Raw genomic sequence first — 18,876 nt, forward strand, 5'->3', positions numbered from 1 at the left:
TTTGTCTGGCGGCAATAGCGCGGTGGTCCCACCTGACCCCATGCCGAACTCAGCAGTGAAACGCCGTAGCGCCGATGGTAGTGTGGGGTCTCCCCATGTGAGAGTAGGGAACTGCCAGACATTAATTTTAAAGGTTGTGTCAGTACTGACTGACCGCACCATATTGCTGATATGGCTCAGTTGGTAGAGCACACCCTTGGTAAGGGTGAGGTCCCCAGTTCGAATCTGGGTATCAGCACCATATAATCGGCATTTAAAAAAGAATTTACCTAGCGGCAATAGCGCGGTGGTCCCACCTGACCCCATGCCGAACTCAGTAGTGAAACGCCGTAGCGCCGATGGTAGTGTGGGGTCTCCCCATGTGAGAGTAGGGAACTGCTAGGTTTTAAATATAAAGAAGCCACCCACATCGGGTGGCTTTTTGCATTTAGCTACTCTATTCAATTTTTAATATTATTTTTTAATATTAGTAAAAACTTTCTATCTCATCATCTAATTTCATTATTCATACTATTCACTACTAAGTCAGCCTGATAGACTTACTTTATTCTAGTTTTATCGGTACTGAAGGGCGTAATGAATCTGACTTCTGAACTTAAACCATTTAATAGCTTTGGCATCGAAGCAAAAGCATTATCAATTGCTTTTGTTGATAGTCAAGAGTCGCTATTTCAGCAGTGGCGCTATGCCAAAGACAAACAGCTCCCTGTGCTGTTATTAGGGGGAGGGAGTAACGTACTGTTTGTCGAAGACTTCGCTGGTCTAGTCATTATCAACCTGTTAAAAGGGCTACAAGTCACAGAAGATGATGAATATTGGCATGTACATGTACAAGCTGGTGAAAATTGGCACCAATTGATTGAGACCTTGTTAGATAAAGGAATTTATGGGGCAGAAAACCTAGCGCTTATTCCTGGTTGTGTGGGGTCAGCACCTATTCAGAACATAGGCGCATATGGGGTTGAGCTAAAAGATATATGTGAATACGTTGATGTATTATCTCTTGAAAATGGGCTAGTTACTCGGCTGACAGCCAATGAGTGCCAGTTTGGCTATCGCGATAGTATTTTCAAACATGAGTATCAATATGGCTATGTTATTGTGAGTGTTGGGTTAAAACTTTCTAAGACATGGTCTCCTCAGCTTACATATGGTGATCTTGCCCTGCTTGACCCTAAAGTAGTAACGCCAAAACAAGTGTTTGATTCTGTCTGTCAGACACGTAGAAGTAAGTTACCTGACCCTGCGGTAACGGGTAATGCCGGTAGCTTCTTCAAAAACCCTGTCATATCTGCTGAAAAAGCACAGAAAATAAAAGCAATTTATCCAAATTGCCCACAGTATGAACAAGCTGATGGTAATATAAAACTCGCTGCTGGGTGGTTAATCGACCAGTGTAATTTGAAAGGTTATGAAGTTGGTGGTGCAGCGGTACACACTAGGCAGGCTTTAGTCTTAATTAATAAACAGCAAGCTACTGGGCAAGATATTGCAAATTTAGCGAAACATGTTAGGCATACAGTTGCTGAGCGTTTTGGTATCGATTTAGAGCCTGAGGTCAGGTTTATCGGTAAAATGGGGGAGGTTAATGCGGTGGATTATATTCGATGAAAGAAACTAGTATTCCTTTACAGCTGATTGATATCTTAGCGGATGCACAAATTCATTCAGGTGAGCAATTAGGTGATAAGCTAGGAATGACAAGAGCAGCTATCAATAAACATATTAAAACGTTGCGCTCTTGGGGTTTAAATATCGAAACGGTCACGAGTAAAGGATATAAACTGCCTTATCAAATCAATTTGTTAAATAGAGAATTAATTAAAAAGCATGTCAATGATGTAAATATTATTGTTGAGCCCGTTATTGATTCAACAAATCAATATATGTTGGAACGCATACCAAGCCTTAATTCAGGAGATACATGTTTAGCCGAGTATCAAAGTGCTGGACGGGGCAGAAGAGGGCGCCAATGGATATCCCCATTTGGCTGTAACCTCTACCTTTCAATGTATTGGAAGCTAGATCAAGGCCCAGCGGCAGCAGTAGGGCTAAGCCTTGTAGTTGGTATTGTCATCGCAGAGACGTTAAATAAAATAAGCCAAGAAAAAGTAAAAGTGAAATGGCCTAATGATCTGTACATGAATGATAAAAAACTTGCTGGTATTTTAGTTGAATTAACAGGTAAAACAGGTGACGCAGCTCATATTATTATTGGTATTGGAATTAATATTGGGATGAATAAAAACAATATTAAAAGTTCAAATACAATAACGCAAGAGTGGTCATCATTAAGGGATGAGGTTGAAAACATAGAGCGTAATGAATTATCTGCAAATATTATTAAGGCTTTAAGAGAATCTTTAGTTATATTCGAAAATGAAGGTCTCAATCCATTTTTGGATAGGTGGTTTAAATTAGATAACTTCCTTGATAGAAATGTTAAGTTATTGATCGGTAATGACATTATAACAGGAGTAGAACGCGGAATTAATGAGCAAGGTGCATTGTTATTACAAAAAGATAATGGTGAAATAATTCCTTATATCGGTGGTGAAATATCATTGAGACCTAATTAATATATATCATTGGCCGATGATAAGTCGGCCAAAATAATAATCTTTATTTCCGTAATCGAACATTTTGAATAGAGTGGTTTTCACCTTTAGTCATTATTAAACTCGCTCTTTCTTTGGTTGGTAAAATATTTTCTTCTAGGTTTAAACCATTAATTTCATCCCAAATAGACCCTGCAATATTCATAGCTTCATCTTCACTTAATTTAGAGTAACTATGGAAATAAGAATCGGGATCTGAGAATGCGCCTTGTCTAAATTTAAGGAACCTACCGATATACCATTGCTTTAGTAGCTCTGGGGCGGCATCAACATAGATTGAAAAATCAACAAAATCAGAGACGAACACATGGTGTGGATCTTGAGGGTAGTCCATGTCACTTTGTAGAACATTCAGCCCTTCAAGAATTAAAATATCTGGTTGATCAATAACTTGCTCTTGGTCCGGCACAATATCATAAGTGAGATGGGAATAGACCGGCGCTTTCACGTTACGTGCGCCTGATTTTATTTGCGACACGAAGTTGACAAGTTTTCGCATATCATAGGATTGCGGAAACCCTTTTTTCTTCATGATGTTCCTATCTTTTAATACTTGATTAGGATGTAAAAAGCCATCAGTTGTAATCAAATCCACTTTACGGTGTTCTGGCCAACGAGTTAGTAAAGCTTGCAACAACCGTGCAGTTGTACTTTTACCTACGGCCACACTCCCCGCGATACCAATGATATAAGGCACTTTAGCGCCATTAGTTCCAAGGAACTGCTCTAGGACGGCCTGACGACGTAAGTTAGAACTGATATAAAAATTCAATAAACGCGATAAAGGTAGATAAATCTCGATAACATCTTCCATCGAGAGTTCTTCATTAATCCCTTTAAGCTCTAGAAGTTCACTTGATGTTAATGTTAGTGGAACTGAATCACGTAAAGTTGCCCAGTGCTCTCTATCAAACTCTAAGTATGGCGTAGTAATAAAATTTTCTTTCTTTTTCATAAACCAACATCTGCCTATTTTATGCAGGTTGGACAGGTTGCCTAAACACCCGTATCCATAAAATTTGCTAGCATCATAGCGAGTGATAGGGGGGAGGCGTAGGTTTTTTTCTATTTTTTGTGAATCTTTTTTGAAATATGCAGAAAAAATAGCACTAGGCGATTAAAAAATAACCTACCGAAAGACAGTAAAATACTGTGATAGTGAATAAAAAATAGCAATTTAAAAATATTTAGCCTGTTATGCCCCTTTACTGATCAAACAATAATGGATTATAGTTAATAACTGCTGTTGATGTTTTGAGCTTAAAACAGCTAAAAAATCAGCAAAAACAGAAAAAGCGCTCAAAATATAAGCGAATGAACAAAAAACTTAATTTTTTTGTTGCAACCTGCGCTCACTCTTCCTAGAATGCGCAGCACTTGATGCCGGCATAGCTCAGTTGGTAGAGCAACTGACTTGTAATCAGTAGGTCCCGAGTTCGACTCTTGGTGCCGGCACCATTAAAAATTTGGATAGGTGGGATACCCAAGCGGCCAAAGGGAGCAGACTGTAAATCTGCCGTCACAGACTTCGAAGGTTCGAATCCTTCTCCCACCACCATCTCCAAGATGTTTTTTAAAAGAAAATGTCAAGGAACAGTTTAACAGCTGATAACTCAGGTAGCCGAGTTCATTGCGGGCATCGTATAATGGCTATTACCTCAGCCTTCCAAGCTGATGATGCGGGTTCGATTCCCGCTGCCCGCTCCAAGATGTGCTGATATGGCTCAGTTGGTAGAGCACACCCTTGGTAAGGGTGAGGTCGGCAGTTCGAATCTGCCTATCAGCACCACTTCCCCCATGTTCTCAATTACCTCCCTGATTTGTCTCCTGAAAAAACAAGCGAAATTCTTGCTTGGTTGATGTGGTTTAACCACCGATTCCGTGTCTTAGAGGGACAATCTAATGTCTAAAGAAAAATTTGAACGTTCAAAACCGCACGTTAACGTTGGTACTATCGGCCACGTTGACCACGGTAAAACTACTCTGACAGCAGCTATCACTACTGTTCTGGCAAAAACTTACGGCGGTTCTGCTCGTGCATTCGACCAAATCGATAACGCACCAGAAGAAAAAGCGCGTGGTATCACCATCTCTACTTCACACGTAGAATACGATACTCCAACTCGCCACTACGCACACGTAGACTGCCCAGGACACGCCGACTATGTTAAAAACATGATCACAGGTGCTGCTCAGATGGACGGTGCAATTCTGGTTGTTGCTGCGACTGATGGCCCAATGCCACAAACACGTGAGCACATCCTGTTAGGTCGCCAAGTTGGTGTTCCTTACATCATCGTTTTCCTGAACAAATGTGACATGGTAGACGACGAAGAACTGTTAGAATTAGTTGAAATGGAAGTTCGTGAACTTCTGTCTCAATACGATTTCCCAGGCGATGACACTCCAGTTGTTCGCGGTTCAGCACTGAAAGCGCTGGAAGGCAACCCAGAGTGGGAAGCGAAAATTGTTGAATTAGCCGGTTACCTGGATTCTTACATCCCAGAACCAGAGCGTGCAATTGACAAACCATTCCTGCTGCCAATTGAAGACGTATTCTCAATCTCAGGTCGTGGTACAGTAGTAACAGGCCGTGTTGAGCGTGGTATCATCAAAGTGGGTGAAGAAGTTGAAATCGTTGGTATCAAAGATACAGCGAAAACAACTTGTACTGGTGTTGAAATGTTCCGTAAACTTCTAGACGAAGGTCGTGCAGGTGAGAACGTTGGTGTTCTGCTGCGTGGTACTAAGCGTGAAGAAATCGAACGTGGTCAAGTTCTGGCGAAACCAGGCTCAATCAAGCCACACACACAGTTCGAGTCAGAAGTTTATATTCTGAGCAAAGATGAAGGTGGTCGTCACACTCCATTCTTCAAAGGTTACCGTCCACAGTTCTACTTCCGTACAACTGACGTAACAGGTACTATCGAACTGCCAGAAGGCGTAGAGATGGTAATGCCAGGTGATAACATCAACATGATCGTTACCCTGATCCACCCAATCGCGATGGACGACGGTTTACGTTTCGCAATCCGTGAAGGTGGCCGTACTGTAGGTGCAGGTGTTGTTGCAAAAATCATTGCATAATACTGCTCTTTCTGACTAAGAAAGAACTACTTAGTAAAAAGGGCGTCTACTAGACGTCCTTTTGCATATCTACAGTTGTTATTAACCGTATCTATTTGCCTATAAGACATTAATTGATTAAGCATAAATTTGTTTATCAAGCATATCCAACCCGATTACTTCCCCTTACTTATTGAACAAAAAATTGAGCAGAAATCAACTCGATTACAAGAGAGCATAAATGCAAAATGTTATGCAGCATATTGGCTAGAGGGCTATTACCTGTTAATCAATGAGGGCTACTTATGGCCGCATAATAGGAATTCAGCATTAATTATACGAGCAGAATATCACTCATAGTATATGGTGAATCCTTTAAATAATGATAATTGAAATACAAATCATTTTTATTTAGACTGTCTGTATGTGATTTATACAGGTAAAGCATTATGTACGTCTGTCTTTGTGAAGCCATTACTGATAAACAAATCAGAAATGCAGCAAGAAGGTATCAAGCGAGCTCACTGAAGGGCTTACAACAAATTTTGCCTTTGGGCTTAGAATGCGGGAAATGCATTAGGCAGGCTAAAGCGATTTTGCGTGAAGAGCAGATGCTATTAGAAGACATCTGTGCAATAGAAGTGGCATAGCTTGTACTGTAAGTAAAGTAACAATCTCATCTAGAATAAATCATTTTTTATATAAATTACTGTCTAAAATTTACCCTGCTATCAATTTCAGTACTACACTTAAAAGACTGGAAGCGATGGAGGGTATATATGAAAGGCGATAAAAAAATGATAGCCCACCTTAATAAATTACTGGGCAATGAATTAGTCGCAATAAATCAATATTTTTTGCATGCGCGGATGTTCAAAAATTGGGGGCTTACGCGTCTTAATGAGATGGAATACCACGAATCAATAGATGAAATGAAACACGCGGATAAATACATAGAGCGTATTCTTTTTCTTGAAGGTATCCCGAACTTACAAGACCTTGGTAAGCTAAATATTGGTGAAGATGTCGAAGAAATGTTGAAGTCAGATTTACAACTTGAAATTGACGGTGCCAAAAATTTAAAAGATGCAATCAAATATGCGGACTCTGTTCATGACTATGTCAGCCGAGATCTCATGATTGAAATTTTATCAGATGAAGAAAATCATATTGACTGGATAGAAACACAACTAGACCTGATCACCCGCTTGGGGATTCAAAACTATTTACAAGTGCAGGTCAAAGAAGAGTAATGCATGATTATTAGCTGCGTAATTTAATGAATTGAGAGCCGTAAAGCCTCCGGTGATTGAATTATTCAATTTAGGAGGCTTTTTTAACGTCTTCTTCAGAAAATTCGCACATATTTTCTCCGATTGCTTGCGTTTCACAATAATTTACGTATAATGCGCGGGCTTACTGATGAGTAAGCCCTAATTTTTAGGACTGAAATATCAGTATTGAGTCAACGATTTGTTACTCATTTAGACAATACTCCCGATATGGGGGTTACACCAAGACGATTACACTCCCCCATCAATCGAAATGGGTGCGAGGAGTAATCATTTACGTTTATAAAATAGTTGGAGCTCTGGTCTCATGCAGAACCAAAGAATCCGTATCCGCCTTAAAGCTTTTGATCATCGTTTAATCGATCAATCAACTGCGGAAATCGTAGAGACTGCAAAGCGCACTGGTGCGCAAGTACGTGGTCCTATCCCGCTGCCGACACGTAAAGAGCGTTTTACCGTTCTGATTTCTCCGCACGTTAACAAAGATGCGCGTGATCAGTACGAAATTCGCACTCACAAACGTCTGGTTGACATCGTTGAGCCAACCGAGAAAACCGTTGATGCTCTGATGCGTCTGGACCTGGCTGCCGGCGTTGACGTGCAGATCAGCCTGGGTTAATCAGGTCGTCGAACGATTGAGAGGTTGAAACAATGATTGGTTTAGTCGGTAAGAAAGTGGGAATGACACGTATCTTCACTGAAGATGGTGTTTCTATCCCTGTAACTGTTATCGAAATTGAAAATAACCGCGTTACTCAGGTTAAAACTGCAGAAACTGACGGTTACAATGCAATTCAGGTTACTACTGGTAGCAAAAAAGCTAACCGTGTAACTAAGCCTGAAGCAGGTCATTTCGCTAAAGCTGGCGTTGAAGCTGGCCGTATTCTGCGTGAATTCCGTACTGAAGAAGGTACTGAATTTAACGTAGGTCAAAGCATTAGCGTTGAAATTTTCGCTGACGTTAAAAAAGTCGACGTTACTGGTACATCTAAAGGTAAAGGTTTTGCTGGCACAGTTAAGCGCTGGAATTTCCGTACTCAAGATGCTACTCACGGTAACTCCTTGTCTCACCGTGTTCCGGGTTCTATCGGTCAGAACCAGACTCCGGGCAAAGTGTTCAAAGGCAAGAAAATGGCAGGCCAACTGGGTAATGAACGTGTAACTGTTCAAAGCTTAGATGTAGTACGTGTTGACGCTGAGCGCAACCTACTGCTGGTCAAAGGTGCTGTTCCAGGAGCAACTGGTAGCAACCTGATCGTAAAACCGGCTGTCAAGGCTTAACGTCGAGGAGATAGGAATGGAATTGGTAATGAAAGACGCGCAAAGCGCGCTGACTGTTTCCGAAACTACCTTCGGGCGTGATTTCAATGAAGCGCTTGTTCACCAAGTAGTTGTTGCGTATGCAGCTGGTGCTCGTCAAGGTACTCGTGCTCAGAAAACTCGTGCTGAAGTTTCTGGTTCAGGTAAAAAACCATGGCGTCAAAAAGGCACTGGCCGTGCACGTGCTGGTTCAATCAAGAGCCCAATTTGGCGCTCTGGTGGTGTTAGCTTCGCAGCTAAACCACAGGACCACAGTCAAAAAGTTAATAAGAAGATGTACCGTGGTGCTTTAAAAAGCATCCTGTCTGAGTTGGTACGTCAAGATCGTCTGATCGTTGTCGAACAGTTTTCTGTTGAAGCACCAAAAACTAAGTTGCTGGCACAGAAATTGAAAGATATGGCTCTGCAAGATGTTCTGATCATCACTGCTGAATTAGATGAAAATCTGTTCTTAGCAGCACGTAACCTGTATAAGGTTGACGTTCGTGATGCAGCAGGTATCGACCCAGTTAGCCTGATTGCTTTCGACAAAGTGGTTATGACTGCTGATGCTGTGAAGCAAGTTGAGGAGATGCTGGCATGATCCGTGAAGAACGTCTGCTGAAAATACTGCGCGCGCCGCATGTATCTGAAAAAGCTTCTACAGCGATGGAAAAAAGCAACACCATCGTTCTCAAAGTTGCGAAAGATGCAACTAAAGCAGAAATCAAAGCTGCTGTACAGAAACTGTTTGAAGTTGAAGTTGAAGGTGTTAACACTTTGCTGGTTAAAGGCAAAACTAAACGCCACGGTCAGCGCACTGGTCGTCGTAGCGACTGGAAAAAAGCTTACGTCACGCTGAAAGAAGGCCAAGATTTGGACTTCATTAGCGGTGCTGAGTAAGTCGGAGGAGTAAAGAACAATGGCAGTTGTTAAATGCAAACCTACGTCTCCGGGCCGTCGCCACGTTGTTAAAGTGGTTAACCCAGAGCTGCATAAGGGAAAACCTTATGCACCACTGTTAGAAAAAATGAGCAAGTCCGGTGGTCGTAACAACAATGGTCGTATCACTACCCGTCATATCGGTGGTGGCCACAAGCAGCATTATCGTTTAGTTGACTTTAAACGCAACAAAGATGGTATTCCTGCAGTTGTTGAGCGTTTGGAATATGATCCAAATCGTTCTGCGAATATTGCACTGGTACTATATAAAGACGGTGAACGTCGTTATATTCTTGCACCGAAAGGCCTGAAAGCTGGCGACCAGATTCAATCTGGTGTTGATTCAGCAATCAAAGCTGGTAACGCACTGCCTATGCGCAACATCCCTGTTGGTTCTACAGTTCACAACATCGAACTGAAACCAGGTAAAGGTGGACAGTTAGCGCGTTCAGCAGGTACTTACGCTCAAATCGTTGCACGTGATGGTGCTTATGTCACATTACGTCTGCGTTCTGGTGAAATGCGTAAAGTTTTAGCTGATTGCCGTGCAACCTTAGGTGAAGTTGGTAACGCTGAGCATATGTTACGTGTTCTCGGTAAAGCTGGTGCTAGCCGCTGGCGTGGTGTTCGTCCTACCGTTCGCGGTACTGCGATGAACCCAGTAGACCATCCACATGGTGGTGGTGAAGGCCGTAACTTTGGTAAACACCCAGTAACACCATGGGGCGTTCAAACCAAAGGTAAGAAAACTCGTAGCAACAAGCGTACTGATCAATTCATCGTACGTCATCGTTCTAAAAAATAATTAGAGGATAAACCATGCCACGTTCTCTCAAGAAAGGTCCTTTTATTGACCTGCACTTGCTGAAGAAGGTAGAGAAAGCGGTGGAAAGCGGAGACAAGAAGCCTCTTAAGACTTGGTCCCGTCGTTCAACGATCTTTCCTAATATGATCGGATTGACCATCGCTGTCCATAATGGTCGTCAGCATGTCCCAGTTTTTGTAACCGACGAAATGGTTGGCCACAAACTGGGTGAATTCGCACCGACTCGCACTTATCGCGGCCATGCGGCAGATAAGAAAGCTAAGAAACGTTAAGGATAGGAGGAAGAGATGGAAACTTTAGCTATGCATCGCCACGCTCGTTCTTCTGCCCAGAAGGTTCGCTTAGTTGCCGACCTGATTCGCGGTAAGAAAGTGTCGCAAGCTCTGGAAATTTTGACCTATACCAACAAGAAAGCTGCTGGTTTAGTGAAGAAAGTACTTGAGTCTGCTATTGCTAACGCAGAGCAAAACGATGGCGCTGACATTGATGATCTTAAAGTTGCGAAAATTTTCGTAGACGAAGGTCCAACTATGAAACGCATCATGCCGCGTGCGAAAGGCCGTGCAGATCGTATTCTTAAGCGCACCAGCCACATCACTGTGGTTGTGTCCGATCGCTGAGACTCTGGAGACTAGCAATGGGTCAGAAAGTACATCCTAATGGTATTCGCCTGGGTATTGTCAAACCTTGGAACTCTACTTGGTATGCGAATACCAATGAATTCGCTGACAACCTAGACAGCGATTTTAAAGTACGCCAGTACTTAAATAAAGAATTGGCAAAAGCGTCAATCTCTCGCATCGTTATCGAACGTCCTGCGAAAAGCATCCGTGTGACTATTCACACTGCTCGCCCAGGTATCGTTATCGGTAAGAAAGGTGAAGACGTTGAAAAACTGCGTAAAACAGTAGCGGATATCGCTGGTGTTCCTGCGCAAATCAATATCGCCGAAGTTCGTAAACCAGAACTAGACGCTAAATTAGTTGCTGACAGCATTTCCTCACAGCTGGAACGTCGTGTTATGTTCCGTCGTGCTATGAAGCGTGCAGTACAGAACGCAATGCGTCTGGGCGCTAAAGGTATTAAAGTGGAAGTCAGTGGCCGTTTAGGCGGTGCTGAAATCGCTCGTACCGAGTGGTATCGTGAAGGCCGTGTGCCACTGCACACATTACGTGCTGATATCGATTACAACACTTCAGAAGCGCACACCACTTATGGTGTTCTCGGCGTTAAGGTATGGATCTTCAAAGGTGAGATTCTGGGTGGTATGGCTGCAGTTGAACAAGCTGAGAAACCAGCTGCTCAACCTAAAAAGCAGCAGCGTAAAGGCCGCAAGTAAGGAGCGTCGCTATGTTACAACCAAAGCGTACAAAATTCCGTAAGGTGCATAAAGGCCGCAACCGTGGTCTGGCGCAAGGTACGGATGTTAGCTTCGGCACTTTCGGTCTTAAAGCTGTTGGCCGTGGTCGTCTGACTGCACGTCAGATCGAAGCGGCACGTCGTGCTATGACCCGTGCTGTTAAGCGTCAAGGTAAAATCTGGATTCGCGTATTCCCAGACAAGCCAATTACTGAAAAGCCACTTGAAGTTCGTATGGGTAAAGGTAAAGGTAACGTGGAATATTGGGTTGCCTTAATTCAGCCTGGTAAAGTCCTGTATGAAATGGATGGTGTGCCTGAAGAGCTGGCTCGTGAAGCATTCTCTCTGGCAGCAGCGAAACTGCCTATCAAAACCACCTTTGTAACTAAGACGGTGATGTAATGAAAGCACAAGAGCTGCGCGAAAAAAGCGTAGAAGAGCTGAACGCTGAACTTTTAAATCTGTTACGTGAACAATTTAATTTACGTATGCAGGCTGCAAGTGGTCAGCTGCAACAGTCTCATCTAATGAAACAAGTGCGTCATGATATCGCACGCGTGAAGACTTTACTAACTGAGAAGGCAGGTGCGTAATGAACGATAAAATCCGTACTCTGCAAGGTCGTGTAGTTAGTGACAAAATGGAGAAATCTATCGTTGTTGCTATCGAGCGTATGGTGAAACACCCTCTGTATGGTAAATTCATCCGTCGTACGACTAAATTGCACGTACATGACGAGAACAATGAATGTGGAATTGGTGACGTGGTAGAAATCCGCCAAACTCGTCCACTGTCTAAGACTAAGTCTTGGGCCTTAGTTCGCGTTGTAGAAAAAGCTGTTCTGTAATAGAATAGATTTTTCGTGATGAATAAACGGCTCTTTTTGATTGAGCCGTTTATTTTTTTCTGTCCATCGCGTTGATGTGGTGTTATAATGCCGCGCCCTCGTAGTATGGGTAAATTTGAACGGCCTCTTCATAATGAGGTGGCTCAGTAGTAGTTGACATTTAGCGGAGCACTAAAATGATCCAAGAACAGACTATGCTGAACGTGGCCGACAACTCCGGTGCACGTCGCGTAATGTGTATCAAGGTTCTAGGTGGCTCGCACCGTCGCTATGCACATGTAGGCGACATCATTAAAATTACTGTCAAAGAAGCAATTCCACGCGGTAAAGTTAAAAAGGGTGATGTCCTGAAAGCGGTAGTGGTGCGCACCAAGAAGGGTGTACGTCGCCCTGACGGTTCTGTCATTCGCTTCGATGGTAATGCTTGTGTGTTATTAAATAACAACAGCGAGCAAGTAATCGGTACGCGTATTTTTGGGCCGGTAACTCGTGAACTTCGTAACGAGAAGTTTATGAAAATTATCTCTCTGGCACCTGAAGTACTCTAAGGAGCGAAACTATGGCAGCGAAAATCCGTCGTGATGACGAAGTTATCGTGCTGACTGGGAAAGACAAAGGTAAGCGCGGTAAAATCAAACAGGTTATTTCTTCTAGTAAAGTTATCGTTGAAGGTATCAATCTGGTTAAAAAACATCAGAAGCCTGTACCGGCTCTGAATCAACCAGGTGGCATCGTTGAAAAAGAAGCGGCTATTCAAGTTTCTAACGTTGCAATCTTTAACGCGGCAACTGGTAAGGCTGACCGTGTAGGCTTTAGATTCGAAGACGGAAAAAAAGTCCGTTTCTTCAAATCTAACAGTGAAACTATCAAGTAATTTTTGGAGTATACGATGGCGAAACTGCATGATTACTATAAAGACGAAGTAGTTAATAAACTCATGACTGAGTTTAACTACACTTCTGTCATGCAAGTCCCTCGGGTCGAGAAGATCACCCTGAATATGGGTGTTGGTGAAGCGATCGCTGATAAAAAACTGCTGGATAATGCAGCAGCTGATTTAACAGCAATCTCAGGTCAAAAACCTTTGATCACCAAAGCACGCAAATCTGTTGCAGGCTTCAAAATCCGTCAGGGCTATCCGATCGGCTGTAAAGTAACCCTGCGTGGCGAACGCATGTGGGAGTTTCTTGAGCGTCTGATTTCTATTGCTGTACCTCGTATTCGTGACTTCCGTGGCTTGTCCGCTAAGTCTTTCGATGGTCGCGGTAACTACAGCATGGGTGTTCGTGAACAAATCATCTTCCCTGAAATCGATTACGATAAAGTGGATCGCGTACGTGGTTTAGATATTACTATCACCACAACTGCGAAATCAGATGACGAAGGTCGCGCACTGTTAGCAGCGTTCAACTTCCCGTTCCGCAAGTAAGGCAGGTTACTCATGGCTAAGAAATCTATGAAAGCGCGTGATGTTAAACGTGCTAAATTAGCTGAGAAATTCTTCGCAAAACGCGTAGAACTGAAGGCTATCATCTCTGATGTTAAAGCATCTGATGAAGATCGCTGGGACGCTGTTCTCAAGCTGCAAACACTGCCACGTGATTCAAGTCCTTCTCGTCAGCGTAATCGCTGCCGTCAAACAGGGCGTCCGCACGGTTTCCTGCGGAAGTTTGGTCTGAGCCGTATTAAAGTCCGTGAAGCCGCTATGCGCGGTGAAATCCCGGGCCTTAAAAAGGCAAGTTGGTAATTCCATTTGAATCACGGGAGTAAAGACAGATGAGCATGCAAGATCCCATCGCGGATATGCTGACCCGTATCCGTAACGGTCAGGCCGCGAATAAAGTTGCGGTCACCATGCCTTCCTCCAAGCTGAAAGTGGCAATTGCCAAAGTGCTGAAGGAAGAAGGTTATATTGAAGATTTTAAAATTGAAGGCGACATCAAGCCAGAATTGGAACTGACTTTACGTTATTTCCAAGGTAAGGCTGTTGTAGAAAGCATTCAGCGTATCAGCCGCCCAAGTCTGCGCATCTATAAGAAAAAAGATGAGCTGCCACAAGTTATGGCTGGTTTAGGTATTGCTGTTATTTCTACCTCTAAAGGTGTCATGACTGATCGTGCAGCTCGCCAAGCTGGTCTTGGTGGCGAGATTCTCTGCTACGTAGCTTAATTCGGGAGGAAAGAATGTCTCGTGTGGCAAAAGCACCCGTCGTCATTCCTGCCGGCGTAGAGGTAAAACTCAACGGTCAGGTTATTTCGATTAAGGGTAAAAACGGCGAGCTTACTCGTACTATCCATAATGCAGTTGAAGTTAAACATGAAGATGGCCACTTATCTTTCGGACCTCGTGAAGGTTTTGAAGATGCATGGGCACAAGCGGGTACTACTCGTTCACTGTGCAATGCAATGGTTGTTGGTGTTACCGATGGCTTCACTAAAAAGCTTCAACTGGTTGGTGTTGGTTACCGTGCAGCAATCAAAGGCAACGCTGTAAGCTTGTCTTTAGGTTTCTCGCATCCGGTTGAACACGCACTACCAGCAGGCATTACTGCTGAATGTCCAACACAAACTGAAATCGTACTGAAAGGTGCAGATAAGCAAGTGATTGGCCAAGTTGCAGCAGAACTGCGTGCTTACCGTCGTCCTGAGCCTTATAAAGGTAAGGGTGTTCGTTACGCCGATGAAATCGTGCGTACCAAAGAGGCTAAGAAGAAGTAAGGTAACACTATGGATAAGAAAGCAGCTCGTATCCGTCGTGCGACCCGCGCACGCCGTAAGATCCAAGAGTTGGGTGCGACTCGCCTGGTGGTACATCGTACTCCACGCCATATTTATGCGCAGGTTATCGCACCAAACGGTTCTGAAACATTGGTTGCAGCTTCTACTACAGAAAAAGCTATCAATGAACAAGTTAAGTTTACTGGAAACAAAGACGCAGCAGCAATTGTTGGTAAATTAGTTGCTGAACGCGCACTGGAAAAAGGCATCACTGTTGTTGCTTTTGACCGTTCTGGTTTCCAATATCATGGTAGAGTCCAGGCACTGGCAGATGCTGCCCGTGAAGCTGGCCTTCAGTTCTAAGGTAGAGGTGTAAGATGGCTCACATCGAGAAACAAGCTGGCGAACTGCAGGAAAAGCTGATCGCGGTAAACCGCGTAGCAAAAACCGTTAAAGGTGGCCGTATTTTCAGCTTTACCGCACTGACTGTAGTTGGTGATGGTAACGGTCGCGTTGGTTTTGGCTACGGCAAAGCGCGCGAAGTTCCGGCAGCAATCCAGAAAGCGATGGAAAAAGCCCGTCGCAGTATGAAAACCGTTGCTCTAAACAACGGCACATTGTTCCACCCTGTGAAAGGTACACACACTGGTTCTCGTGTGTTTATGCAGCCTGCTCACGAAGGTACCGGTATTATTGCCGGCGGTGCAATGCGTGCTGTTTTAGAAGTAGCTGGAGTTCGCAACGTACTGGCTAAAACCTATGGTTCCACAAACCCAATCAACGTGGTTCGTGCAACACTGGATGCTTTAGACAGCATGAAGTCTCCAGAAATGGTCGCAGCTAAGCGTGGAAAATCCGTCGAAGAAATTCTGGGGTAATCGGCCATGGCTAAGACTATTAAAATTACACAAGTTCGCAGTTCAATCGGTCGTTTGCCTAAGCATAAGGCAACACTGGTCGGTTTAGGTCTGCGTCGCATTGGTCATACAGTAGAGCGCGAGGATACTCCAGCTGTACGTGGTATGGTCAACTTGGTTTCCTACATGGTTAAAGTTGAGGAGTAAGAGATGCGTTTAAATACTCTGTCTCCGGCTGAAGGTGCCAAGCACGCGCCTAAACGCGTAGGTCGTGGTATCGGTTCTGGTCTGGGTAAAACCGGCGGACGTGGTCACAAAGGTCAGAAATCTCGTTCTGGCGGTGGCGTACGTCGCGGTTTCGAAGGTGGCCAGATGCCTTTATACCGTCGTTTGCCGAAATTCGGCTTCACTTCACGTAAAGCAATGATCACTGCAGAAGTTCGTCTGTCTGATTTTGCTTCTGTTGAAGGCGATGTTATTGATCTGAACGCACTGAAAGCCGCGAACGTTGTTGGCATCCAGATTGAATACGCAAAAGTTATTCTGTCTGGCGAAGTGAACCGTGCAGTTACTGTACGTGGCCTTCGTGTTACTAAAGGTGCTCGCGCTGCAATCGAAGCTGCCGGCGGTAAAATTGAGGAATAAGTGACAGATGGCTAAACAACCAGGATTAGATTTTCAAAGTGCCAAAGGTGGAGCTGGCGAACTTAAACGCAGACTTTTGTTTGTTATTGGTGCGCTAATTGTTTTCCGAATTGGTTCTTTTATTCCGATCCCTGGTATTGATGCCACTGTGCTTGCCAAATTGCTCGAACAGCAACAAGGCACCATCATTGAAATGTTCAACATGTTCTCTGGTGGTGCTCTAAGCCGTGCTTCTATCTTTGCTTTGGGTATTATGCCGTATATCTCGGCATCAATTATTATCCAATTATTATCAGTGGTTAATCCACGATTGGCAGAGATTAAGAAGGAAGGAGAAGCAGGTCGTCGGAAGATAAGCCAATATACTCGCTGGGGTACTCTGGTATTAGCAATATTCCAATCTATTGGTATTGCAATGGGTCTACCGAATATGCCAGGGATGCAGGGGTTAGTTATCGATCCAGGTCTCTCGTTCTACTTTACGGCTGTTGTTAGCTTAGTCACAGGGACGATGTTCTTAATGTGGTTAGGTGAACAGATAACTGAAAGGGGTATCGGTAACGGTATTTCTATCATTATCTTCGCTGGTATTGTTGCGGGATTACCGCCGGCTATTGGCCATACCATCGAGCAAGCTCGGCAAGGCGATCTGCACTTCCTCCTGTTGCTGTTGGTTGCGGTGTTAGTATTCGCGGTAACTTTCTTTGTTGTGTTTATGGAGCGTGGTCAACGTCGTATCGTTGTTAATTACGCTAAACGTCAGCAAGGTCGCCGTGTTTATGCAGCACAAAGTACGCATTTACCGTTAAAAGTGAATATGGCGGGTGTAATTCCTGCAATTTTTGCTTCCAGTATCATACTATTCCCGGGTACAATAGCTTCTTGGTTTGGTGATGGAACTGGCTGGGACTGGCTGACTACAATTTCTATGTATTTACAGCCTGGTCAACCGTTATATGTGTTACTTTATGCATCTGCGATCATCTTCTTCTGTTTCTTCTATACGGCGTTGGTTTTCAACCCAAGAGAAACAGCAGATAACCTGAAGAAGTCCGGTGCATTTGTACCAGGAATTCGTCCGGGAGAGCAAACGGCCAAGTACATTGATAAGGTAATGACTCGATTAACATTAGTCGGTGCATTGTATATTACCTTCATCTGCCTAATCCCGGAGTTCATGCGTGACGCAATGAAAGTACCTTTCTATTTTGGTGGTACTTCCCTGTTAATCGTGGTTGTCGTTATCATGGACTTTATGGCTCAAGTGCAAACTCTGATGATGTCAAGTCAGTATGAGTCTGCATTGAAGAAAGCAAACCTGAAAGGTAAATAATCACTTAGTGTGATTATAGTTTGCTTAGAAGTTACGGAGAGTAAAAATGAAAGTTCGTGCTTCCGTCAAGAAATTATGCCGTAACTGTAAAATTATTCGTCGCCATGGTAGCGTTCGTGTAATTTGCAGTGTTGAACCAAGACATAAACAACGTCAAGGTTAAGAAAAAGCATTTTTTTCTTGCAAAGTTGGGTTGAGCTGGCTAAATTAGCCAGCCAATCTTTTTTATCTAAGATACATTATTGTTTGAGTATCCTGAAAACGGGCTTTTCAGCACAATAATGTATATTTTAACTTAGGAGTGCATAGTGGCCCGTATAGCAGGCATTAACATTCCTGATCATAAACATACCGTAATCGCTTTAACATCGATTTTCGGCATTGGCAAGACCCGCTCACAGGCTATCTGTGAAGCAACAGGTATTGCTGAAAATGTTAAGATCAGTGAGCTGTCTGAAGAACAAATCGACAAGCTGCGTGACGAAGTTGCTAAATATGTTGTAGAAGGTGACTTACGTCGTGAAATTACCCTGAGCATCAAGCGTCTGTTAGACCTTGGATGTTACCGTGGTTTACGTCATCGTCGTGGTCTTCCTGTGCGCGGACAGCGTACTAAGACTAACGCTCGTACCCGTAAGGGTCCGCGTAAGCCGATCAAGAAATAAGTCGGGGTATTGAATAATGGCAAAAGCACCAATTCGTGCACGTAAGCGTGTAAGAAAACAAGTCTCAGACGGTGTGGCTCATATCCATGCTTCTTTCAACAACACAATCGTTACTATTACTGACCGTCAAGGTAACGCATTAGGTTGGGCAACTGCCGGTGGTTCCGGTTTCCGTGGTTCTCGCAAATCTACTCCGTTCGCAGCTCAGGTTGCAGCAGAGCGTTGCGCAGAAGCTGTGAAAGAATACGGAATCAAAAACCTGGAAGTTATGGTTAAGGGACCGGGTCCGGGTCGCGAATCAACAATTCGTGCTCTGAACGCCGCTGGTTTCCGCATCACTAATATTACTGATGTGACTCCTATCCCTCATAACGGTTGTCGCCCACCGAAAAAACGTCGCGTTTAATACG

31 protein-coding genes, 5 tRNA genes and 2 rRNA genes are annotated in these 18,876 nt (G+C 43.7%); 37 read left to right on the top strand and 1 reads right to left on the bottom strand.

Features of this window, described 5'->3' with window-relative positions; genetic code table 11:
* Positions 1 to 4 precede the first annotated feature (4 nt).
* The 5 genes from rrf (ACLPIE_RS20775) (at position 5) to birA (ending at position 2,579) form a co-directional block, all read left to right on the top strand.
* Positions 5 to 120, top strand: a 5S ribosomal RNA gene (gene rrf, locus ACLPIE_RS20775).
* 45 nt (positions 121 to 165) lie between these two features.
* Positions 166 to 241 (top strand) — tRNA-Thr (locus ACLPIE_RS20780).
* A 27-nt stretch (positions 242 to 268) separates the two neighbouring features.
* Positions 269 to 384, top strand: a 5S ribosomal RNA gene (gene rrf, locus ACLPIE_RS20785).
* Between the two features lie 192 nt (positions 385 to 576).
* Positions 577 to 1,611 carry a UDP-N-acetylmuramate dehydrogenase gene (murB, locus tag ACLPIE_RS20790; protein WP_430263601.1) on the top strand — a complete coding sequence of 345 codons (1,035 nt, stop codon included), beginning with the start codon at positions 577 to 579 and terminating at the stop codon, positions 1,609 to 1,611.
* The gene (birA, locus tag ACLPIE_RS20795) at positions 1,608 to 2,579 is read left to right on the top strand and encodes a bifunctional biotin--[acetyl-CoA-carboxylase] ligase/biotin operon repressor BirA (RefSeq protein ID WP_430263602.1); all 972 of its coding nucleotides are present in this window, start codon (positions 1,608 to 1,610) and stop codon (positions 2,577 to 2,579) included. Before murB ends, birA begins: the two co-directional genes overlap by 4 nt.
* 43 nt (positions 2,580 to 2,622) lie before the next feature.
* Here birA and coaA read toward each other — a convergent pair whose 3' ends face one another.
* On the bottom strand, positions 2,623 to 3,573 hold the full coding sequence (gene coaA, locus ACLPIE_RS20800) for a type I pantothenate kinase (protein WP_430263603.1): 951 nt from the start codon (positions 3,571 to 3,573) through the stop codon (positions 2,623 to 2,625).
* 427 nt (positions 3,574 to 4,000) lie between these two features.
* On the opposite strand from coaA, the gene ACLPIE_RS20805 reads away from it, so the two are divergent.
* The 32 genes from ACLPIE_RS20805 to rpsK all read left to right on the top strand — a co-directional run bounded on the left by ACLPIE_RS20805 (position 4,001) and on the right by rpsK (position 18,872).
* Positions 4,001 to 4,076: transfer RNA gene (locus ACLPIE_RS20805), tRNA-Thr, on the top strand.
* A 15-nt stretch (positions 4,077 to 4,091) separates the two neighbouring features.
* A tRNA-Tyr gene (locus ACLPIE_RS20810) sits at positions 4,092 to 4,176 on the top strand.
* A gap of 74 nt (positions 4,177 to 4,250) precedes the next feature.
* Positions 4,251 to 4,325 (top strand) — tRNA-Gly (locus tag ACLPIE_RS20815).
* 6 nt (positions 4,326 to 4,331) lie between these two features.
* Positions 4,332 to 4,407: transfer RNA gene (locus ACLPIE_RS20820), tRNA-Thr, on the top strand.
* Between the two features lie 113 nt (positions 4,408 to 4,520).
* Positions 4,521 to 5,705: an elongation factor Tu gene (gene tuf, locus ACLPIE_RS20825; protein ID WP_430262435.1), complete on the top strand. Its 1,185-nt coding sequence runs from the start codon at positions 4,521 to 4,523 to the stop codon at positions 5,703 to 5,705.
* A gap of 428 nt (positions 5,706 to 6,133) precedes the next feature.
* Positions 6,134 to 6,334 (top strand): bacterioferritin-associated ferredoxin, encoded by a 201-nt coding sequence (gene bfd, locus ACLPIE_RS20830; RefSeq protein WP_430263604.1) that lies wholly within the window; start codon positions 6,134 to 6,136, stop codon positions 6,332 to 6,334.
* Positions 6,335 to 6,463: 129 nt separating this feature from the next.
* Entirely contained in the window at positions 6,464 to 6,937 is a 474-nt protein-coding gene (bfr, locus tag ACLPIE_RS20835; RefSeq protein WP_430263605.1) for a bacterioferritin, read from the top strand.
* A 346-nt stretch (positions 6,938 to 7,283) separates the two neighbouring features.
* The gene (rpsJ, locus tag ACLPIE_RS20840; protein WP_001181005.1) at positions 7,284 to 7,595 is read left to right on the top strand and encodes a 30S ribosomal protein S10; all 312 of its coding nucleotides are present in this window, start codon (positions 7,284 to 7,286) and stop codon (positions 7,593 to 7,595) included.
* Positions 7,596 to 7,627: 32 nt separating this feature from the next.
* Positions 7,628 to 8,257, top strand: a complete 630-nt coding sequence (gene rplC, locus ACLPIE_RS20845; protein ID WP_036955911.1) for a 50S ribosomal protein L3 — start codon at positions 7,628 to 7,630, stop codon at positions 8,255 to 8,257.
* Positions 8,258 to 8,273: 16 nt separating this feature from the next.
* Positions 8,274 to 8,879: a 50S ribosomal protein L4 gene (rplD, locus tag ACLPIE_RS20850; protein WP_224059542.1), complete on the top strand. Its 606-nt coding sequence runs from the start codon at positions 8,274 to 8,276 to the stop codon at positions 8,877 to 8,879.
* Positions 8,876 to 9,178 (top strand): 50S ribosomal protein L23, encoded by a 303-nt coding sequence (gene rplW / locus ACLPIE_RS20855; protein ID WP_430263606.1) that lies wholly within the window; start codon positions 8,876 to 8,878, stop codon positions 9,176 to 9,178. The genes rplD and rplW overlap by 4 nt, the downstream gene beginning before the upstream one ends.
* 19 nt (positions 9,179 to 9,197) lie before the next feature.
* Entirely contained in the window at positions 9,198 to 10,022 is an 825-nt protein-coding gene (gene rplB / locus ACLPIE_RS20860) for a 50S ribosomal protein L2 (protein WP_430263607.1), read from the top strand.
* Between the two features lie 14 nt (positions 10,023 to 10,036).
* On the top strand, positions 10,037 to 10,315 hold the full coding sequence (rpsS, locus tag ACLPIE_RS20865; protein ID WP_004265426.1) for a 30S ribosomal protein S19: 279 nt from the start codon (positions 10,037 to 10,039) through the stop codon (positions 10,313 to 10,315).
* A 15-nt stretch (positions 10,316 to 10,330) separates the two neighbouring features.
* On the top strand, positions 10,331 to 10,663 hold the full coding sequence (gene rplV, locus ACLPIE_RS20870; RefSeq protein WP_004265430.1) for a 50S ribosomal protein L22: 333 nt from the start codon (positions 10,331 to 10,333) through the stop codon (positions 10,661 to 10,663).
* Positions 10,664 to 10,680: 17 nt separating this feature from the next.
* Complete coding sequence (gene rpsC, locus ACLPIE_RS20875; protein WP_004907131.1) at positions 10,681 to 11,382, top strand: 30S ribosomal protein S3; 702 nt, start codon at positions 10,681 to 10,683, stop codon at positions 11,380 to 11,382.
* 11 nt (positions 11,383 to 11,393) lie between these two features.
* Positions 11,394 to 11,804, top strand: coding sequence for a 50S ribosomal protein L16 (rplP, locus tag ACLPIE_RS20880; RefSeq protein WP_004926449.1), 411 nt, complete (start codon positions 11,394 to 11,396; stop codon positions 11,802 to 11,804).
* Positions 11,804 to 11,995 carry a 50S ribosomal protein L29 gene (rpmC, locus tag ACLPIE_RS20885; RefSeq protein WP_430263608.1) on the top strand — a complete coding sequence of 64 codons (192 nt, stop codon included), beginning with the start codon at positions 11,804 to 11,806 and terminating at the stop codon, positions 11,993 to 11,995. The genes rplP and rpmC overlap by 1 nt, the downstream gene beginning before the upstream one ends.
* Entirely contained in the window at positions 11,995 to 12,249 is a 255-nt protein-coding gene (gene rpsQ / locus ACLPIE_RS20890; RefSeq protein ID WP_430263609.1) for a 30S ribosomal protein S17, read from the top strand. The genes rpmC and rpsQ overlap by 1 nt, the downstream gene beginning before the upstream one ends.
* 176 nt (positions 12,250 to 12,425) lie before the next feature.
* A complete protein-coding gene (gene rplN / locus ACLPIE_RS20895; RefSeq protein ID WP_004265449.1) occupies positions 12,426 to 12,797 on the top strand; it encodes a 50S ribosomal protein L14 in 372 nt (123 codons plus the stop codon).
* An 11-nt stretch (positions 12,798 to 12,808) separates the two neighbouring features.
* Positions 12,809 to 13,123, top strand: coding sequence for a 50S ribosomal protein L24 (gene rplX / locus ACLPIE_RS20900; RefSeq protein ID WP_430263610.1), 315 nt, complete (start codon positions 12,809 to 12,811; stop codon positions 13,121 to 13,123).
* 15 nt (positions 13,124 to 13,138) lie between these two features.
* On the top strand, positions 13,139 to 13,678 hold the full coding sequence (rplE, locus tag ACLPIE_RS20905; protein ID WP_006657019.1) for a 50S ribosomal protein L5: 540 nt from the start codon (positions 13,139 to 13,141) through the stop codon (positions 13,676 to 13,678).
* A 12-nt stretch (positions 13,679 to 13,690) separates the two neighbouring features.
* Positions 13,691 to 13,996 carry a 30S ribosomal protein S14 gene (gene rpsN / locus ACLPIE_RS20910; RefSeq protein ID WP_004265458.1) on the top strand — a complete coding sequence of 102 codons (306 nt, stop codon included), beginning with the start codon at positions 13,691 to 13,693 and terminating at the stop codon, positions 13,994 to 13,996.
* 29 nt (positions 13,997 to 14,025) lie between these two features.
* Entirely contained in the window at positions 14,026 to 14,418 is a 393-nt protein-coding gene (rpsH, locus tag ACLPIE_RS20915) for a 30S ribosomal protein S8 (protein WP_430263611.1), read from the top strand.
* 14 nt (positions 14,419 to 14,432) lie between these two features.
* Positions 14,433 to 14,966, top strand: a complete 534-nt coding sequence (rplF, locus tag ACLPIE_RS20920; RefSeq protein ID WP_430263612.1) for a 50S ribosomal protein L6 — start codon at positions 14,433 to 14,435, stop codon at positions 14,964 to 14,966.
* A 9-nt stretch (positions 14,967 to 14,975) separates the two neighbouring features.
* Positions 14,976 to 15,329, top strand: a complete 354-nt coding sequence (gene rplR, locus ACLPIE_RS20925; protein WP_004907138.1) for a 50S ribosomal protein L18 — start codon at positions 14,976 to 14,978, stop codon at positions 15,327 to 15,329.
* A gap of 14 nt (positions 15,330 to 15,343) precedes the next feature.
* Positions 15,344 to 15,844: a 30S ribosomal protein S5 gene (rpsE, locus tag ACLPIE_RS20930; protein WP_004265471.1), complete on the top strand. Its 501-nt coding sequence runs from the start codon at positions 15,344 to 15,346 to the stop codon at positions 15,842 to 15,844.
* 6 nt (positions 15,845 to 15,850) lie between these two features.
* Positions 15,851 to 16,030: a 50S ribosomal protein L30 gene (gene rpmD / locus ACLPIE_RS20935; protein WP_004265475.1), complete on the top strand. Its 180-nt coding sequence runs from the start codon at positions 15,851 to 15,853 to the stop codon at positions 16,028 to 16,030.
* 3 nt (positions 16,031 to 16,033) lie between these two features.
* Positions 16,034 to 16,468: a 50S ribosomal protein L15 gene (gene rplO, locus ACLPIE_RS20940; RefSeq protein WP_430263613.1), complete on the top strand. Its 435-nt coding sequence runs from the start codon at positions 16,034 to 16,036 to the stop codon at positions 16,466 to 16,468.
* A 7-nt stretch (positions 16,469 to 16,475) separates the two neighbouring features.
* Positions 16,476 to 17,801: a preprotein translocase subunit SecY gene (secY, locus tag ACLPIE_RS20945; protein ID WP_430263614.1), complete on the top strand. Its 1,326-nt coding sequence runs from the start codon at positions 16,476 to 16,478 to the stop codon at positions 17,799 to 17,801.
* Between the two features lie 46 nt (positions 17,802 to 17,847).
* Positions 17,848 to 17,964, top strand: coding sequence for a 50S ribosomal protein L36 (gene rpmJ, locus ACLPIE_RS20950; RefSeq protein WP_006816323.1), 117 nt, complete (start codon positions 17,848 to 17,850; stop codon positions 17,962 to 17,964).
* 145 nt (positions 17,965 to 18,109) lie between these two features.
* The gene (gene rpsM, locus ACLPIE_RS20955; RefSeq protein WP_068437228.1) at positions 18,110 to 18,466 is read left to right on the top strand and encodes a 30S ribosomal protein S13; all 357 of its coding nucleotides are present in this window, start codon (positions 18,110 to 18,112) and stop codon (positions 18,464 to 18,466) included.
* Positions 18,467 to 18,482: 16 nt separating this feature from the next.
* Complete coding sequence (gene rpsK, locus ACLPIE_RS20960) at positions 18,483 to 18,872, top strand: 30S ribosomal protein S11 (protein WP_002919257.1); 390 nt, start codon at positions 18,483 to 18,485, stop codon at positions 18,870 to 18,872.
* Positions 18,873 to 18,876: the final 4 nt, after the last annotated feature.

The organism is Providencia sp. Me31A (genome assembly GCF_050487165.1).
Taxonomy (GTDB): domain Bacteria; phylum Pseudomonadota; class Gammaproteobacteria; order Enterobacterales; family Enterobacteriaceae; genus Providencia.